This window comes from Streptomyces sp. NPDC021224 (assembly GCF_044332905.1).
GTDB lineage: Bacteria > Actinomycetota > Actinomycetes > Streptomycetales > Streptomycetaceae > Actinacidiphila.
Genome location: NZ_JBIRPW010000012.1, coordinates 113,285 through 128,134, shown reverse-complemented (window position 1 = coordinate 128,134; position 14,850 = coordinate 113,285). Strand labels below are relative to the sequence as shown.

11 protein-coding genes are annotated in these 14,850 nt (G+C 70.7%); 7 read left to right on the top strand and 4 right to left on the bottom strand.

What is annotated here, in order from left to right:
• Positions 1 to 2: 2 nt before the first annotated feature.
• Positions 3 to 2,273: a discoidin domain-containing protein gene (locus ACH4PY_RS26675; RefSeq protein WP_398187910.1), complete on the bottom strand. Its 2,271-nt coding sequence runs from the start codon at positions 2,271 to 2,273 to the stop codon at positions 3 to 5.
• A 172-nt stretch (positions 2,274 to 2,445) separates the two neighbouring features.
• Here ACH4PY_RS26675 and ACH4PY_RS26670 point away from each other — a divergent pair, with 172 nt between their 5' ends.
• The 6 genes from ACH4PY_RS26670 (at position 2,446) to ACH4PY_RS26645 (ending at position 10,839) form a co-directional block, all read left to right on the top strand.
• Positions 2,446 to 3,471: a LacI family DNA-binding transcriptional regulator gene (locus ACH4PY_RS26670; protein ID WP_031518284.1), complete on the top strand. Its 1,026-nt coding sequence runs from the start codon at positions 2,446 to 2,448 to the stop codon at positions 3,469 to 3,471.
• A gap of 299 nt (positions 3,472 to 3,770) precedes the next feature.
• Entirely contained in the window at positions 3,771 to 5,177 is a 1,407-nt protein-coding gene (locus ACH4PY_RS26665) for an ABC transporter substrate-binding protein (protein WP_398187906.1), read from the top strand.
• Positions 5,178 to 5,294: 117 nt separating this feature from the next.
• Positions 5,295 to 6,251, top strand: a complete 957-nt coding sequence (locus tag ACH4PY_RS26660) for a carbohydrate ABC transporter permease (protein WP_398187903.1) — start codon at positions 5,295 to 5,297, stop codon at positions 6,249 to 6,251.
• Positions 6,252 to 6,266: 15 nt separating this feature from the next.
• On the top strand, positions 6,267 to 7,157 hold the full coding sequence (locus ACH4PY_RS26655) for a carbohydrate ABC transporter permease (protein ID WP_398187900.1): 891 nt from the start codon (positions 6,267 to 6,269) through the stop codon (positions 7,155 to 7,157).
• A gap of 136 nt (positions 7,158 to 7,293) precedes the next feature.
• A complete protein-coding gene (locus ACH4PY_RS26650; RefSeq protein WP_398187898.1) occupies positions 7,294 to 8,934 on the top strand; it encodes a glycoside hydrolase family 13 protein in 1,641 nt (546 codons plus the stop codon).
• A gap of 150 nt (positions 8,935 to 9,084) precedes the next feature.
• Positions 9,085 to 10,839, top strand: a complete 1,755-nt coding sequence (locus ACH4PY_RS26645) for an NAD+ synthase (RefSeq protein ID WP_398187894.1) — start codon at positions 9,085 to 9,087, stop codon at positions 10,837 to 10,839.
• On the opposite strand, the gene ACH4PY_RS26640 is transcribed toward ACH4PY_RS26645, so the two are convergent.
• A complete protein-coding gene (locus ACH4PY_RS26640) occupies positions 10,836 to 11,768 on the bottom strand; it encodes an endonuclease/exonuclease/phosphatase family protein (protein ID WP_398188187.1) in 933 nt (310 codons plus the stop codon). The two genes, ACH4PY_RS26645 and ACH4PY_RS26640, sit on opposite strands and share 4 nt — an antisense overlap.
• A 304-nt stretch (positions 11,769 to 12,072) precedes the next feature.
• On the bottom strand, positions 12,073 to 12,573 hold the full coding sequence (locus tag ACH4PY_RS26635; RefSeq protein WP_398187892.1) for a MarR family winged helix-turn-helix transcriptional regulator: 501 nt from the start codon (positions 12,571 to 12,573) through the stop codon (positions 12,073 to 12,075).
• A 41-nt stretch (positions 12,574 to 12,614) separates the two neighbouring features.
• Here ACH4PY_RS26635 and ACH4PY_RS26630 point away from each other — a divergent pair, with 41 nt between their 5' ends.
• Positions 12,615 to 13,121, top strand: a complete 507-nt coding sequence (locus tag ACH4PY_RS26630; protein WP_398187889.1) for a carboxymuconolactone decarboxylase family protein — start codon at positions 12,615 to 12,617, stop codon at positions 13,119 to 13,121.
• 41 nt (positions 13,122 to 13,162) lie between these two features.
• On the opposite strand, the gene ACH4PY_RS26625 is transcribed toward ACH4PY_RS26630, so the two are convergent.
• Complete coding sequence (locus ACH4PY_RS26625; RefSeq protein ID WP_398187886.1) at positions 13,163 to 14,812, bottom strand: hypothetical protein; 1,650 nt, start codon at positions 14,810 to 14,812, stop codon at positions 13,163 to 13,165.
• Positions 14,813 to 14,850 lie beyond the last annotated feature (38 nt).

Below are 14,850 nucleotides of genomic sequence, written 5' to 3'. Positions count from 1 at the left end.
GCCTACGAGGTGTAGGCCTCCAGCTCGGAGAGCTGCCCCGCGGGCCAGCCGGTGTTGCCGGTGACGGTGAGCCGCAGGTAGCGGGTGCTCGCCCCGCTCAGCGTCACCGTCACGCTGTTGCCGCTCGCCGGGTCGAAGGTGTAGCCGGTGGCGGACTTCAGGGTGCTCCAGGAGGAGTTGTCGGTGGAGCCGAGCACGGCCAGCGTCTCGGTGCGGCTCGCCCAGGCCGCCGCGGGCGGCAGCTTGAGGACGAGCCGGCCGACCTGCCGCGCCGCGCCGAGGTCGACGGTCAGCGACTGCGGGAAGGCGTTGTTGGTGCTCTCCCAGTAGGTGTTCGCGTTGCCGTCGACCGCGTTGCCCGCGCCGTAGACGTCGGCGTGGCCGGTGTCGCTCGCCGGGCGGCCCAGCGCGAGGTTGCCGTTCGACGGCGGGGTCGTCGTCCCGCCGTCACCGCCGCCGGTGGTGCTGCCGCCGGTGGTGGTGCCGGGGCCGCTGCCGGGCTGGGGCCAGCTGGCGCAGTCGCCCCAGGTGCCGTCCCAGCCGCTGTTGCCGGAGCCCTTGGTGATCGTGAAGGCGGGCAGGTTGGCCGGGTAGGAGCAGTTGTAGACGCCGGTGGAGCCGGTGCCGGTCGCGGTGACGTTGCTGAAGGACGCCGAACCGGGGGTCTCCGCCTGGACGACGACCGTGCCGGTGCCGGACGCGGTGGCGCCGCTGACGGTCACGCCGCTGACGGTGTAGCCGTGGCCGCCGCCGGAGACGAACTCGAAGTCGCTGTAGGGGCTGTCGACGAAGGTGGTGTCGCTGATCCGGATGTTGTTGCTGATCGCGTAGTCGTAGGAGTCCACGCGCAAGGCGCCCATCGGGTGACCCCAGTTGGGGTTGAGGGCGCCGGTGCGGATGAGGGTGTTGCCGGACACGGTGACGGTGCCCGACAGCGGGTTGAAGGGCTGCAGGAAGGCCTGGTTGGAGATGGCGATGCCGCTGCCGAGGGCGTTGGTGTCGGCGATCACGTTGTTCGAGGCGGTGTTGTCGCTGCCGCCGTAGATCGCGATGCCGTTGGCGAGGTTGGGCTGCACGATGGTGTTGCCGGTGAAGGTGTTGCCGGTGTCGGGCGAGCCGAGGGACCACATTGCGAGCGAGTCGTCGCCCTGGTTGCGCAGGAAGTTGTTCTTGACGGTGACGTTGTGGGCGCTGCCGTCGAGGTTGAGGCCGTCGGCGGTGGTGCCGACGATGCGGCTGTTCTGGACGACGAGGTTGTCGTTGTTGCCGGTCAGCCACAGGCCGACCTTCTCGCGCTGGATCCACATCCCGGAGACCACGGAGTTGGGGCCGAGGCTGCCGGTGACGAAGTTGTCGGGCGAGTTGTCGTTGCGGACGCTGACGTCGCCGAAGACGGCGAAGTCGTAGAGCTTGGTGTTGCCGCTCGCCGAGGTCTGGTCGATGAAGTGCGAACTGCGCACGACCGAGTACCAGTTGCCCGCGCCGCGCAGGGTGACGCCGTCGGCCGGAATCTGCGAGGTGACCTTGAAGGTGCCCGGCGGGATCCAGACCTCCTTGCCCTGGGCCTTGGCGTCGGATATCGCCTGCCGGAAGGCCTGCGTGGAGTCGCCGCCGCCGGAGGCGTCGGCGCCGTCGGCGACGACCGACACGGAGTTCGCGGGCTGGGTGGCGGCGCCCGCGACCTGCTCGAAGTCGGCCACGTCGATCGTCGCGCTGCCGGTGTCCCCGGCGTCCAGCTGGAGCTTGACCTTGCCGCCGGCCGGGACGTCCTGGCCGAGCAGCAGCCGGGAGTCGTCGAAGTAGTGGTGCGTCTTCGCCCCGGCGATCCAGCCGGTGTCGACGTAGGAGTACTGCGAGGTGACGGCGAGCTTGCCGGCGATCTTGCTGCCGTTGACGTAGACGGAGACGCTGCCGGAGGCGCCGCGCGGCAGGTTCACCGCGACGTCCACGGCGTTGGCGGGCTTGGTGAGGGTGAACTCGACGTACTTGCCCTGGCCGCCGAGGGTGACCGCGCGCCGCCCGGACGCCTCGGAGGCGACCGTCGACTGCGTGTAGTCGGGGCCGAGCTGCGAGCCGTTGGTGGCCGCGGCTTCGGCCTCGTACTCGGTGAACGGTACGGTGGCACCGCCGCTGACCGCGAACGGCGACACCGCCTGGGCGCGGGTCGCGGCGCCCGCCTGCGGGGCGAGGGTGACGAAGGCGAGGCCGCCGGCGGCGAGGGCCGCCGCGGTGGCGGCGCCGAGCCAGCGGGTGCTGTGACGTCTGGTGTCCATGCGGTGGGGGGATCCCTTCGTGAGGGGAGTCGCTCATGTGACGTCCGACACCCTAGGGACCCCGATCTGACACAGCAATATGTCGACCAGGTTTCGCAAAATTTGGATGACTTGCAGAGATCTCGCAAAATCACCGCAAGAAACTTGCGCCACCTGTACTAGAATCGACGCCATGACACGACGACTTGCCGAGGTGGCAAAGAAGGTCGGAGTGAGCGAGGCCACCGTCAGCAGGGTGCTGAACGGGAAGCCCGGCGTCTCCGACGCTACCCGGGCCGCGGTCCTCACCGCTCTTGACGTGCTCGGTTACGAACGGCCCACCCAGCTGCGCGGGGAACGCGCCCGGCTGGTCGGCATGGTCATGCCCGAGCTGCAGAACCCGATCTTCCCCGCTTTCGCGGAGGTGGTCGGCGGCGCGCTGGCACAGCAGGGCTTCACCCCGGTGCTCTGCACCCAGACCGCGGGCGGCGTCTCGGAGGCCGACTACGTGGAACTGCTGCTCCAGCAGCATGTGTCCGGGGTGGTCTTCTTCGGCGGGCTCTACGCCCAGGCCGAGTCCCCGCACGACCACTACGCGCGCCTGGCCGAACGCAACCTGCCCACCGTGCTGATGAACGCGGCGATCGACCATCTCGACTTCCCCCGCGTCTCGTGCGACGACGCGGTGGCGGTGGAGCAGGCGATGAACCACCTGATGTCGCTGGGCCACCAGCGCATCGCGCTGGTGCTCGGCCCGCCGGACCACGTGCCCTCGCGCCGCAAGCTCGCGGCCGCGCGCCGGGTGGACCCGTCGGTCACCGTGGAGCACGCGCTCTTCACGCTGGAGGGCGGCCAGGCCGCGGCGAGCCGGCTGCTGGCGCGCGGCATCACGGCCTTCATCTGCGCCTCCGACCTGCTGGCGCTCGGCACGATAAGGGCCGCCCGGCGGCGCCGGCTGTCGGTGCCCGAGGACGTGTCGGTGATCGGCTACGACGACTCCTCGCTCATGAACTGCACCGAGCCGCCGCTGACCACCGTACGCCAGCCGATCGAGGCGATGGGCCGGGCCGCGGTGGACCTGCTGGCCGGTGAGATCAGCGGCGCCTCGGTCGACCACGACGAGCTGTTCTTCGAACCGGAACTGGTGGTGCGCGGTTCCACCGGACCGGCCCCGCACCCCGCCCGTATCCCGCACCCGGAGGCGCGCACCAACGCGTAGTCGCGGGCCCCTCGGGGGTCCTGGCAGGGCTGAGCGCGCACTTCCGCGCACCGGTGACCGGTGCGCGGATGATGCGCGCTCCGTCGTCTGCGCAGCGTAACCCGCTCACCAGGCGTCGTGACCAAGTCGTGTCTTTGCGAAATTCGCGCGACATCTTGCGGACATCTATCGGGTTAAGTACGTTGAGCCAACCCGAGACGGTCGCGCTGCACCTGCGCCGGACATCATGTGCATCATGCGCCGCAGGGGTCCCAATCGCAGTCCAACGACGCGCAGTGGTTCAGGGGAAGGGTTTGATCATGAGTGGAATCCGCTACCGCAGACTGGTGGCATTCGCGCTGGTCGCAGGCATCGGATTGACGAGCGCCGCGTGCTCCGACAGCAAGGACAAGAAGGACGACGGCGGCAGCAAGACCAGCAGCGCCAGCGCCGGTACCCCCTTGGACCCGAAGACCAAGGTGACGATCAGCGTCGACTGCATGCCGCCGACCACGAAGAAGCCCGAGCGCAAGCAGTGGCTCGACGATGTCGCCGAGTTCCACAAGACGTACCCGAACGTGACGATCAACAGCAAGGACGCGTTCCCCTGCGAGGAGACGGACAAGTTCACCGCGCAGCTGCAGGGCGGGTCCGAGACCGACGCGTTCTACTCGTACGTCACCGACCTCCAGCAGGTGCTGGACGCCGGGCAGGCCGCGGACATCACCGACTACGTCAATGACAAGACGGTGCCGAACCTCAAGGACATCGACCCGGGCGTCCTCGACATCCTCAAGGACGGCGGCCGCCTCTACGGCCTGCCCACCACGAACTACTCGATGGGCCTGATCTACAACCGCAAGATCTTCACCGAGGCCGGTCTGGACCCGAACAAGCCGCCGACCACCTGGGACGAGATCCGCACCGACGCCAAGCAGATCCAGGACAAGCTGGGCAGCAAGGGCATCCACGGCTTCTTCGAGTACGGCGCCGGCAACCAGGGTGGCTGGCACCTGACCTCGGCCCTCTACGGCGCCGGCAACACCGTCGTCGACGACAGCGGCTCCAAGGCGACCTTCAACGGTCCCGAGGCCAAGCAGATCCTGCAGACGATCCACGACATGCGCTGGGTCGACAACAGCATGCCGCAGAGCGCGGGCAAGGAGTGGGGCGAGAGCCAGAAGGCGATGGGCGCCGGCCAGATCGGCATGTACCTCGCGGCTCCCGACGACATCCAGCTCATGGTCCAGCAGTACGGCGCCAACTTCGACGACCTCGGCATGGCGCCGATCCCCGGCGGCAAGACCTCGCTGATGGGCGGCAACGACTACTTCTTCAAGAAGTCGGACACCCCGGACCAGATCAAGGCGGGCATCGCCTGGATCAACTTCAAGTTCCTGACCCTGAAGAAGGGCCAGTTCAACTACGCCCGCAACAAGGCGTACGGCATCCCGGTCGGCCTGCCGCAGCCCTTCTTCTTCACCGGCCAGTCCAAGGCCACGGACACCGCGGACAAGACCCAGTACGCCACGGTGCCGGTCCAGAACTACAAGTCCTACGTGGACGCGCAGGTCCCGGTGAAGGGTGAGCCGCCGAACGCGCAGAAGCTCTACACCGTGCTCGACACCGTGATGTCCGGCGTCCTCAGCAACAAGAACGCCGACGTCGACAAGCTGCTCTCCTCCGCCGAGACGCAGGCGAACCAGCTGCTGGCCGCGAGCCAGTAACAGCGCAGCCCCCGCGGGGCCGGTCGGTGACCGGCCCCGCGGGCGCGGCCCCGAGCCCGGCCACCGAGCCCCGACTCCCACCCTCGACCACGCACGCTTCCAGCCGAGGAGCTTCCCATGGCGGCGACGACGACCGTCCCCGACAAGACAACACGGCGCCACGCCGGGCGGGCCGCCGGTCCCCGTAGCGCGGGCGGCCGGGGCGGCCTGGGCCGCAAGGTCAGCCAGAACCTGCGCGCCTACGGATTCCTGATCGGCGCGATCATCTGCTTCGGGCTGTTCTCCTGGTACCCGATGGTCCGGGAGTTCATCATGAGCTTCCAGCACACCAAACGCGGTGTGACCAGCTGGGTCGGTTTCCAGAACATCAAGACTGTCTACCACGACCCGTATTTCTGGACGGCCTGGAAGAACACCGGACTGTTCACGCTCTACGCGCTGGTCATCGGTTTCGCGGTGCCCTTCTTCGTGGCGATCCTGCTCAACGAACTGCGGCACGCGAGGGCGTACCTGCGGGTGCTGGTCTACCTTCCGGTGATGCTTCCGCCGGTGGCCGGGGCCCTGCTCTTCAAGTACTTCTACAACCCGGAATACGGCCTCTTCAACCGCATTCTGCACTTCTTCCACCTGCCGACGTCGCAATGGCTGGACTCGTCGAACACCGCGCTCATCTCGGTGGTGATCGCGGCCACCTGGATGAGCATGGGCAGCGCGACCCTGATCTACCTGGCGGCGCTCCAGAACATCCCCGGTGAGCTGTACGAGGCCGCCGACCTGGACGGCGCCGGCCTGTGGAGCAAGATCTGGCACGTGACCATCCCGCAGACCCGGCTGGTGCTCTCGCTCATGCTGCTGCTGCAGGTCGTGGCGACCATGCAGGAATTCACCAACGTGTACCTGATGGCCGGCGGAAACGGCCCGGAGAATTCCACGATGACGGTCGTCTACATGGTCTACCAGTACGGCTACCGCTACAACAATTTCGGCGGCGCAGCGGCCCTCGGCCTCTTCCTGCTCCTGGTACTCATCGGATTCTCCGGTGTGTACGCGCGGCTCAACCGGAACAGCGACTAGGACGGATCACAGGTCATGGCAGAGTTCACTCCGCAGAACCGGACGCTGATATCGTCCGCGACGCTCGCCCGGCCGCGCGGCAGGCGTATCTACTGGACCGTGCTGACGCTGGTCCTGGTCGTCTTCACGGTGGTCTTCATCGGCCCGCTGTACTGGATGGTCACCAGCGGCTTCAAGTCCGTGCACGAGGTGGTGCAGAACCCGCCCACCCTCTTCCCGCACCACCCCGAGCCGTCGAACTACAAGAACGCGTGGACGCAGCTGAAGCTCGCCAAGCTGCTGTGGAACACCTTCTACTACGCGTTCGGCGCGCTCTTCTTCCAGCTCGTCTTCGACGTCGCCGCCGCCTACGCGCTGTCCAAGCTCCGCCCGGTCCTGGGCAACATCGTGCTCGGCGGCATGCTCGCCACGCTGATGATCCCGTCGGCCGTGCTGATCATCCCGCAGTACATGACGGTGCTGGACCTGCCGCTGCTGCACGTCAACCTGATCAACCACCCGTGGGCGATCTGGCTGCCCACCGTGGCCAACGGCTTCAACATCTTCCTGCTCAAGCGGTTCTTCGACTCGATCCCCAACGACCTCATGGCCGCCGCGGCCATCGACGGGGCCGGGCCGATGCGCACCCTGCTGTCCATCGTGCTGCCGATGTCCCGGCCGATCCTGGGCGTCGTGTCGATCTTCGCGGTGGTCAACGTGTGGAAGGACTTCCTCTGGCCGATGCTGGTGGAGCCCGACCCGACGAAGCAGCCGATCAACATCGGCATCAACTCGCTCTCGCAGGGCGTCCCGCAGAACGTCCTCATCGCCGCGCTCGCGATCTCGGCGCTGCCGACCCTGCTGATCTTCCTGCTCTTCCAGCGCAACATCATGTCCGGCCTGACCGCCGGCAGCCTCAAGGGCTGACCGGCCCGGCAGTCCGACACGCTGCCCAGCCTTCCGTAACGCTCCACCCCACAGCACTCCGCCGCCGGCCCTCATGCCCACATCCCCGCCATCCGGGGCCGGCGGCGGGGTCCCACCTGCCCGAAAGGACGTTGACGTGGCAGACACCCCTCAGCCCGAGGCCGACGAGAACTGGTGGCGCGGCGCGGTCATCTACCAGGTCTATCCGCGGAGCTTCGCCGACAGCAACGGTGACGGGACCGGTGATCTGGCCGGTGTGCGGTCCCGGCTGCCGTACCTGGCCGAGCTGGGCGTCAACGCTCTGTGGTTCTGCCCGTGGTACCCCTCGCCGATGGCCGACGGCGGTTACGACGTCGCCGACTACCGGGACGTCGAGCCGGTCTTCGGGACCCTCGCGGAGGCCGAGAAGCTCATCTCGGAAGCCCTCGCGCTGGGCATCAGGACCATCATCGACATCGTGCCCAACCACATCTCGGCCGCCCACCCGTGGTTCCGCGAGGCGCTGGCCGCGGGCCCCGGCTCGGCCGCGCGCGAGCGCTTCTGGTTCCGCCCCGGGCGCGGCGAGAACGGCGAGCTGCCGCCCAACAACTGGCCCTCGCAGTTCGGCGGCCCCGCCTGGACCCGCACCACGAACCCGGACGGCACCCCCGGCGACTGGTTCCTCAACCTCTTCGACTCCGAGCAGCCCGACCTCAACTGGAACCACCCCGAGGTCCGCGCCGAGCACGAGGACATCCTGCGCTTCTGGTTCGACCGCGGCGCCGGCGGCGTGCGCATCGACTCCGCCGCGATGGTCATGAAGGACCCGGGGCTGCCCGACCTCACCGACGAGCCCGGCGTCCCGCACCCGTACATCGACCGCGACGAGCTGCACGGGGTGTACCGCGGCTGGCGCGCCATCGCCGACTCCTACCCGGGTGCGCGCATCCTGGTCGGCGAGGTGTGGCTGCCCGACGCGGAGCGCTTCGCGCGCTACCTGCGGCCCGACGAGATGCACACGGCCTTCAACTTCGACTTCCTGTCCTGCCCGTGGGAGGTCGACCGGCTGCGCACCTCCGTCGACGTCACGCTCGCCGCGCACGCGCCCGTCGCCGCGCCCGCCACGTGGGTGCTGTGCAACCACGACGTGACGCGTACGGTCACCCGCTACGGCCGCGCCGACACCGGCTTCGACTTCGCCACGAAGGCCTTCGGCATCCCGACCGACCTGGAGCTCGGCACCCGCCGTGCGCGGGCCGCGGCCCTGCTCACGCTTGCGCTGCCCGGCTCGGTGTACCTCTACCAGGGCGAGGAGCTGGGCCTGCCCGAGGTCGAGGACATCCCGCTGGACAAGCTCCAGGACCCGATGTACCTCCGCTCGGCCGACACCAACCCCGGCCGTGACGGCTGCCGGGTGCCGCTGCCGTGGAGCGGCTCCGAGCCGCCCTTCGGCTTCAGCCCCGCCGGCGCCACCGCCGAACCGTGGCTCCCGCAGCCCGCGGACTGGGCCTCCCGCACCGCCGAGGCGCAGTCCGCCGACCCGGACTCCATGCTCTCCCTCTACCGGGAGGCGCTGCGCCTGCGCCGGGCCGAGCCGGGCCTCGGCGACGGTACGTTCGCGTGGCTGGAGTCCGACCCGTCGGTCCTGGCGTTCCGGCGGTCGCCGGAGTTCGTGTGCGTGCTGAACCTGGCGGAGGAGCCGGCGGAGCTGCCCGCGCACGCGGAGGTTCTGCTGACCAGCGGGCCGCTCGTGGGGGGCCGCCTGCCCGCGGACACGGCCGCCTGGCTGCGGACCTGAGCCTCCGCCCGGCCGGGCACCTCGTCCTCAGGGGCGCGTGGGAACACCTCCCACGCGCCCCTTGCCCGTTGCCCGGCGCGACATGCGCAACGACCGCCGGGTGTGACCCGGCAGACAGCATTTCGTCGAAATGACGATTACAATGACCACGTGCCTCAACTACGACTCGCCCTGAACCAGATCGACTCCACCGTCGGCGACATCGCCGGCAACGCCGAGTCCGTGCTGCGCTGGTCCCGGCACGCCGCCGGGCAGGGAGCCCACCTCGTGGCCTTCCCCGAGATGATGCTCACCGGCTACCCCGTGGAGGACCTGGCCCTGCGGTCGTCCTTCGTCGAGGCGAGCCGCGCCGCGCTCGCCGACCTCGCGGCCCGGCTGGACGCCGAGGGCCTCGGCGGGCTGCCGGTCGTCGTCGGCTACCTCGGCCGCAGCGAGAACGCCCGCCCGCGCTACGGCCAGCCCGCGGGCGCCCCGCAGAACTGCGCCGCGGTCCTGCACGGCGGCAGGGTCGCGCTGCGCTTCGCCAAGCACCACCTGCCCAACTACGGCGTCTTCGACGAGTTCCGCTACTTCGTGCCCGGCGACACGATGCCCGTGGTCCGGGTGAACGGTGTGGACGTCGCGCTGGCGATCTGCGAGGACCTGTGGCAGGACGGCGGCCGCGTACCGGCCGCGCGCGCCGCGGGCGCCGGGCTGCTGCTGTCGATCAACGCGTCGCCGTACGAGCGCGACAAGGACGACACCCGGCTGGAGCTGGTGCGCAAGCGGGCCCGGGAGGCGGGCTGCACGACGGCGTACGTCGCGATGGTCGGCGCGCAGGACGAGCTGGTCTTCGACGGCGACACGATCGTGGTGGACGCGGAGGGCGAGGTCGTTGCGCGCTCCCCGCAGTTCACCGAGGAGTGCGTGATCCTCGATCTGGAGCTGCCGGCCGCCACGCCCTCCCCTGCGTCCGGGGTCGTCGACGACGGGCTGGAGATCCAGCACCTGACGCTGTCGGACAAGCCCGTCCCGGCGTACGAGCCGCAGTTCGCGGGCGCGGTCGCCGAGCCGCTCGGCGACGACGCCCAGGTCTACGGCGCGCTCGTGACGGGCCTGCGCGCGTACGTCCAGAAGAACGGCTTCCGCTCGGTGCTGATCGGCCTGTCCGGCGGTATCGACTCGGCGCTCGTGGCGGCGCTGGCGTGCGACGCGGTCGGCGCGGAGAACGTGTACGGCGTGTCGATGCCGTCGGCGTACTCCTCGGACCACTCCCGGGGTGACGCCGCCGAACTCGCCCGCCGCACCGGCCTGAACTACCGGACCGTCCCCATCGCGCCGATGTTCGACGCGTACATGGAGTCGCTGGGGCTCACCGGGCTCGCGGAGGAGAACCTGCAGTCCCGGCTGCGCGGGGTGACGCTGATGGCGATCTCCAACCAGGAGGGCCACATCGTGCTCGCGCCGGGCAACAAGAGCGAGCTGGCGGTGGGGTATTCGACCCTCTACGGCGACTCGGTCGGCGCGTACGGCCCGATCAAGGACGTCTACAAGACGACCGTCTTCCGGCTCGCCCGCTGGCGCAACGCGGTCGCCGCCGAGAAGGGCGAGACACCGCCGATCCCGGAGAACTCGATCAGCAAGCCGCCGAGCGCCGAGCTGCGCCCCGGCCAGGTCGACACCGACTCGCTGCCCGACTACGACGTCCTGGACCGCGTCCTGGCGCTGTACGTGGACGGCGACCAGGGCTACGCGGCGATCGTCGCGGCGGGCTTCGACCCGGAGCTGGTCACCCGCGTCCTGAAGCTCACGGACACCGCCGAGTACAAGCGCCGCCAGTACCCGCCGGGCACGAAGATCTCCGCGAAGGGCTTCGGCAAGGACCGTCGGCTGCCCGTCACCGACCGCTGGCGCGAGGGCGACTAGCCGTTTTTCGCGGGCAGTTGGAGGCGGGCGGCGATCGGGAGGTGGTCGCTGCCCGTCTTCGGCAGGGTCCAGGACGAGCGCGGTTCGGCGCCCTTGACCATGATCTGGTCGATCCGTGCCATCGGCCAGCTCGCCGGCCAGCTGAAGCCCATGCCGTTGCCCGCCGCGCCCTGGGTGGAGCGCATCTGGGAGGTCACGGAGGCGAGGGCGCGGTCGTTCATCGTGCCGTTGAGGTCGCCGAGCAGCACCACGCTGTGCAGCGGCTCGGCGATGATGGCCTGGCCGAGTGCGTCCGCCGCCCGGTCGCGCTGCCCCGCGGTGAACCCGGCGTCGAACTTCACCCGCACGGACGGCAGATGGGCCACGTACACCGCGACCGGCCCGTCCGGCGTGGCGACGGCCGCGCGCATCGCCCGCGTCCAGCCCATCCGGATGTCCACCGGACGCACCCCGCTCAGCGGGTACTTGCTCCACAGCCCGACCGTGCCCTGCACCGAGTGGTACGGGTACGCCCGCGCGAGGTCGCTCGCGTAGCGCTTGGCCTGGCTCTCCGGCAGCTCCTCCAGCGCGACGACGTCCGCCCCGGCCGCGGCCACGTCCCGCGCGGTGCCGTCCGGGTCGGGGTTGTCGGCGTTGACGTTGTGCGTCAGCACGGTGAGGTCGCCGCCGGACTCCGACTTGTCGATGAGCAGACCGCCGAAGAGGTTCGCCCACACGGCCACCGGCAGCACGAGCGCGATCAGCGCGGTCGCCGACCGGCGCAGCACCGCGACCACCAGCAGCACCGGCAGCACCAGGCCGAGCCACGGCAGGAACGTCTCGGTCAGGCTCCCGAGGTTGCCGATCCGGTTGGGGATGTCGGAGTGGAAGAACAGCACACCGGTGAGCAGGACGCACACCGCCGCGGTGACGATCCCGCGCCGCCACATCCCGGTGGGACGCCACCAGCGCGCGAACTTCCGCCCCGCAGCCCGCACCCGGCTCTCCCCCGCCGCGGGCCGCACCTCCTCGTCCCCCGCGGTGGCGTCCGTGCCGCTCTGCGCCTGCGTCATTCGGAACCTCGCCTCGCCGTGCATAGCCGTGCCGGGTGCTGTGCCGACCTTAGGCGATCGGCATGTGAACCGACGGCCCCACCCGTCCCGCGGGTTCCGCCGGGGGGCGGCTTGTGACGAATCCCGGACGTTTTCCCCCTTTTCCGCTGCCGCCGCCGCGGCGCTCCTCCGGAAGAACGGCTCAGGACCCGATCCAGGACGCGGCGTCCAACCGGAACGCCCCCGGCGCGGCGACGGTGCGCAGACCGTCCTCCATCGTCCGCACCGCGTCCTCGCCGAGCGCGGCCGCCCACTGCGCACGCAGCCGGTCGAAGACCGCGGCGGAGCGGGCGAGGACGTCGTAGCCGGAACGGCTGATGCGGACGAGCTTGCGGCGCGCGTCCGCGGGGTCGTCCGCGCGCACGGCGTAGCCGAGGGCGACGAGCTTGTCGACGGTCTTGCCCGCGGCCTGCTTGGAGATGCCGAGCGTGCGGGCGATGTCGCTCGCGCCCGCCCCGTCGGGCCCGATGGCCTGGAGGGCGAAGGCGTGCGCGGGCCGCAGGTCCGGATGCCCCTGGGCGGCGAGTTCCGCGTGGACCTCGTCGATGAGCGTGCGGAAGCCCGCGAGGAGCAGCAGCGGCAGCTCGTACCCGGGCCGGGACCGCGACTCCGGCTTCCCTATATGGACAACCTGGTTTACCATCGTCTCATCGTCAACCATGTTGTCCATTTTAGGGGGCTCCCATGTTCGCCGCACACACCCTCGACAGCGCCCCGCCGGAGTCGCAGCCCGCGCTGCGGGCGATCAAGAAGGAATTCGGCGGGCTGCCCGACGCGGCCGCCCGCCTCGCCCACTCGCCCGAGCTGCTCAACGGCTTCCTCGCCCTGAACGCGAGCTTCGAGACCAGCACGCTGGACGCGCTCTCGCAGGAGACCGTCGCGATGACGGTCTCCGTCCGCAACCAGTGCCACGTCTGCATCGGCATCCACACCGCGAGGCTGCGCAAACTCCCCGCCTCCCCCGACGTCGTCACCGCCCTCCGCGAGGCCCGCCCCCTCCCCGACCCCCGCCTCGAAGCACTCCGCACCTTCACCCTCGACGCGATGACGACCGCGGGCGCCGTACCGGACGCCACCCTCCAGTCCCTCCTCGCCCACGGCTACACCGAGCGCAACGCCCTGGAAGTCGTCCTCGGCATCGGCGCGTACACCCTCACGACCCTGGCGAACCGCCTGACCGGGGCGGCCTGAGCGCCTTACGCGCAGCGCCGGTTGTCCTGGTCGTACGGGAGCTAGTTGTACGGCAGCCGGTCCAGCCACGGCGCGGGCTCGACGCCGTTCTCCGTCAGGGCGGTGACACCGCCGGCCAGGCCGACACCGCCGGGGCCGAAGGCGGAGGGGGCCTGGCGGGCGGTGGCGAGGGCGGAGGTCAGCACCGGGGGGCCGGACGCGGGGATGGTCAGGGCCAGCTCGAAGAGGACGGAGCCGGTCGTGGAGGTCCGCGCCGCGGGGGCGGTGGCGTCCTCCCAGGGGGCGCTGACGAGGAGTTCGGCGTGGCCGTCGCCGGTGTGGTCCTGGAGCGAGACGGCGTAGCCGAAGCCCTCGCCGGGCTTGCCGGTGGCGGCGAGCGGGGGCGAGTCCTCGGTGAAGGTGGCGCTGGGGCGGGCGGTGAGGCCGGCCGGGTCGCCGGTGAAGACGGTGACGCTGCCCTTGTCGCCCGCGCCGCGCAGCGCCCCGACGGCCAGCTCGTCGCGGCCGTCGCCGTTGACGTCGCCCGCGGCCAGGGAGCCGCCCCACAGGGCGTACGCCGTCACGGCCGGGGCAGGAAGGGGCACGACGGGTACGGTGCCGACGCCGGTCGTGCCGCCGGGGGCCACCACGACCGCGCCCGAACCGGGTGCGGCCCCGCGCTGCTGGTCGGCGAAGAGGGCGAGGTCGGCGTAGCCGGTGCCGGTGAAGCGGCCGGCGACCAGGGTGCGGATGTGGCCGGACGTCCCGGTGGTCCCCACGTTGACCACCGCCGGGGAGGCGGCGGACAGCCCGCTCGCGGTGCCGGTCAGTACGACGGCGGCGCCCCATGCGCCGTCCACACCGCCGATGGCCTCGCCCGAGGCGAGCACGGCCAGGTCGTCGTGGCCGTCGCCGCGCAGGTCGGCCGCGGCGAGCGAGGCGCCGAAGTGGTCGAAGGGCTCGGCGGCACCGGCCACCGACCCGTCGAACTCCTGCGCCCCGGTGGCGGTCAGGCCGGTGGGGCCGCCGTACAGGACGGTGACCCGGCCCGCCTCGAAGGCCGTGCCGATGGCCTCGCCGGGCGCGCCGATCGCGAGGTCGGCGTAGTCGTCGTCGTTGAAGTAGCCGGTGACCAGGCTGGTGCCGAAGTGGTCCGCGGGCTCGTTGTCGCCGGGGACACCGTCGGCGTTCTGGTCGATCCAGGTGAGCCCGCCCGTCCCGGCGCCCAGGTAGGGCGCGGCGCTCTGGCCGTACTGGACGGTCACCGCGCCGGTGTCCGGAACGGTGCCGACCGCCTCGTGCGGATTGCCGAAGGCGACGTCCGCCTTCCCGTCGCCGTCGAAGTCGCCGGTGGCGACGGACTGGCCGAAGGTGTCGCCGAGTTCGGAGCTGCCGGGGACCGACGCGCTGCTGTCCTGGCTCACCACGACGGGGCCCGGCCGCGCGCCGGGGGCGCCGCCGGGCAGCAGGTAGACGGAGCCGCCCAGGTCGGCCGCGCCCACCGCGGGATCTGCCCAGCGGGTCATCCGGGCGGAGGAGGCCACCACGACGTCACCGGCGCCGTCCCCGTTCAGGTCCGTGGCACGGGTGTGCCCGGTGCCCGCGGCGCCCGCGGAGGGGCCGGGGGCCACGACCACGCCGGTCGCCAGCGCGACGACCAGGGCCGTCACCAGGCGGTGCCTGCGGGTTGCCTTCGCCGTCCGTCCTGACATACGTCCCCCTCGATCGCCAGTTCGCCCTTACTCTAAAC

Excerpts from the sequence above, each read along its gene's own strand:
- ACH4PY_RS26675 (WP_398187910.1), bottom strand. The coding sequence starts at position 2,273 with ATGGACACCAGACGTCACAGCACCCGCTGGCTCGGCGCCGCCACCGCG.
- ACH4PY_RS26670 (WP_031518284.1), top strand. The coding sequence starts at position 2,446 with ATGACACGACGACTTGCCGAGGTGGCAAAGAAGGTCGGAGTGAGCGAG.
- ACH4PY_RS26665 (WP_398187906.1), top strand. The coding sequence starts at position 3,771 with ATGAGTGGAATCCGCTACCGCAGACTGGTGGCATTCGCGCTGGTCGCA.
- ACH4PY_RS26660 (WP_398187903.1), top strand. The coding sequence starts at position 5,295 with ATGGCGGCGACGACGACCGTCCCCGACAAGACAACACGGCGCCACGCC.
- ACH4PY_RS26655 (WP_398187900.1), top strand. The coding sequence starts at position 6,267 with ATGGCAGAGTTCACTCCGCAGAACCGGACGCTGATATCGTCCGCGACG.
- ACH4PY_RS26640 (WP_398188187.1), bottom strand. The coding sequence starts at position 11,768 with ATGTGGCGGCGCGGGATCGTCACCGCGGCGGTGTGCGTCCTGCTCACC.
- ACH4PY_RS26635 (WP_398187892.1), bottom strand. The coding sequence starts at position 12,573 with ATGGTAAACCAGGTTGTCCATATAGGGAAGCCGGAGTCGCGGTCCCGG.
- ACH4PY_RS26630 (WP_398187889.1), top strand. The coding sequence starts at position 12,615 with ATGTTCGCCGCACACACCCTCGACAGCGCCCCGCCGGAGTCGCAGCCC.
- ACH4PY_RS26625 (WP_398187886.1), bottom strand. The coding sequence starts at position 14,812 with ATGTCAGGACGGACGGCGAAGGCAACCCGCAGGCACCGCCTGGTGACG.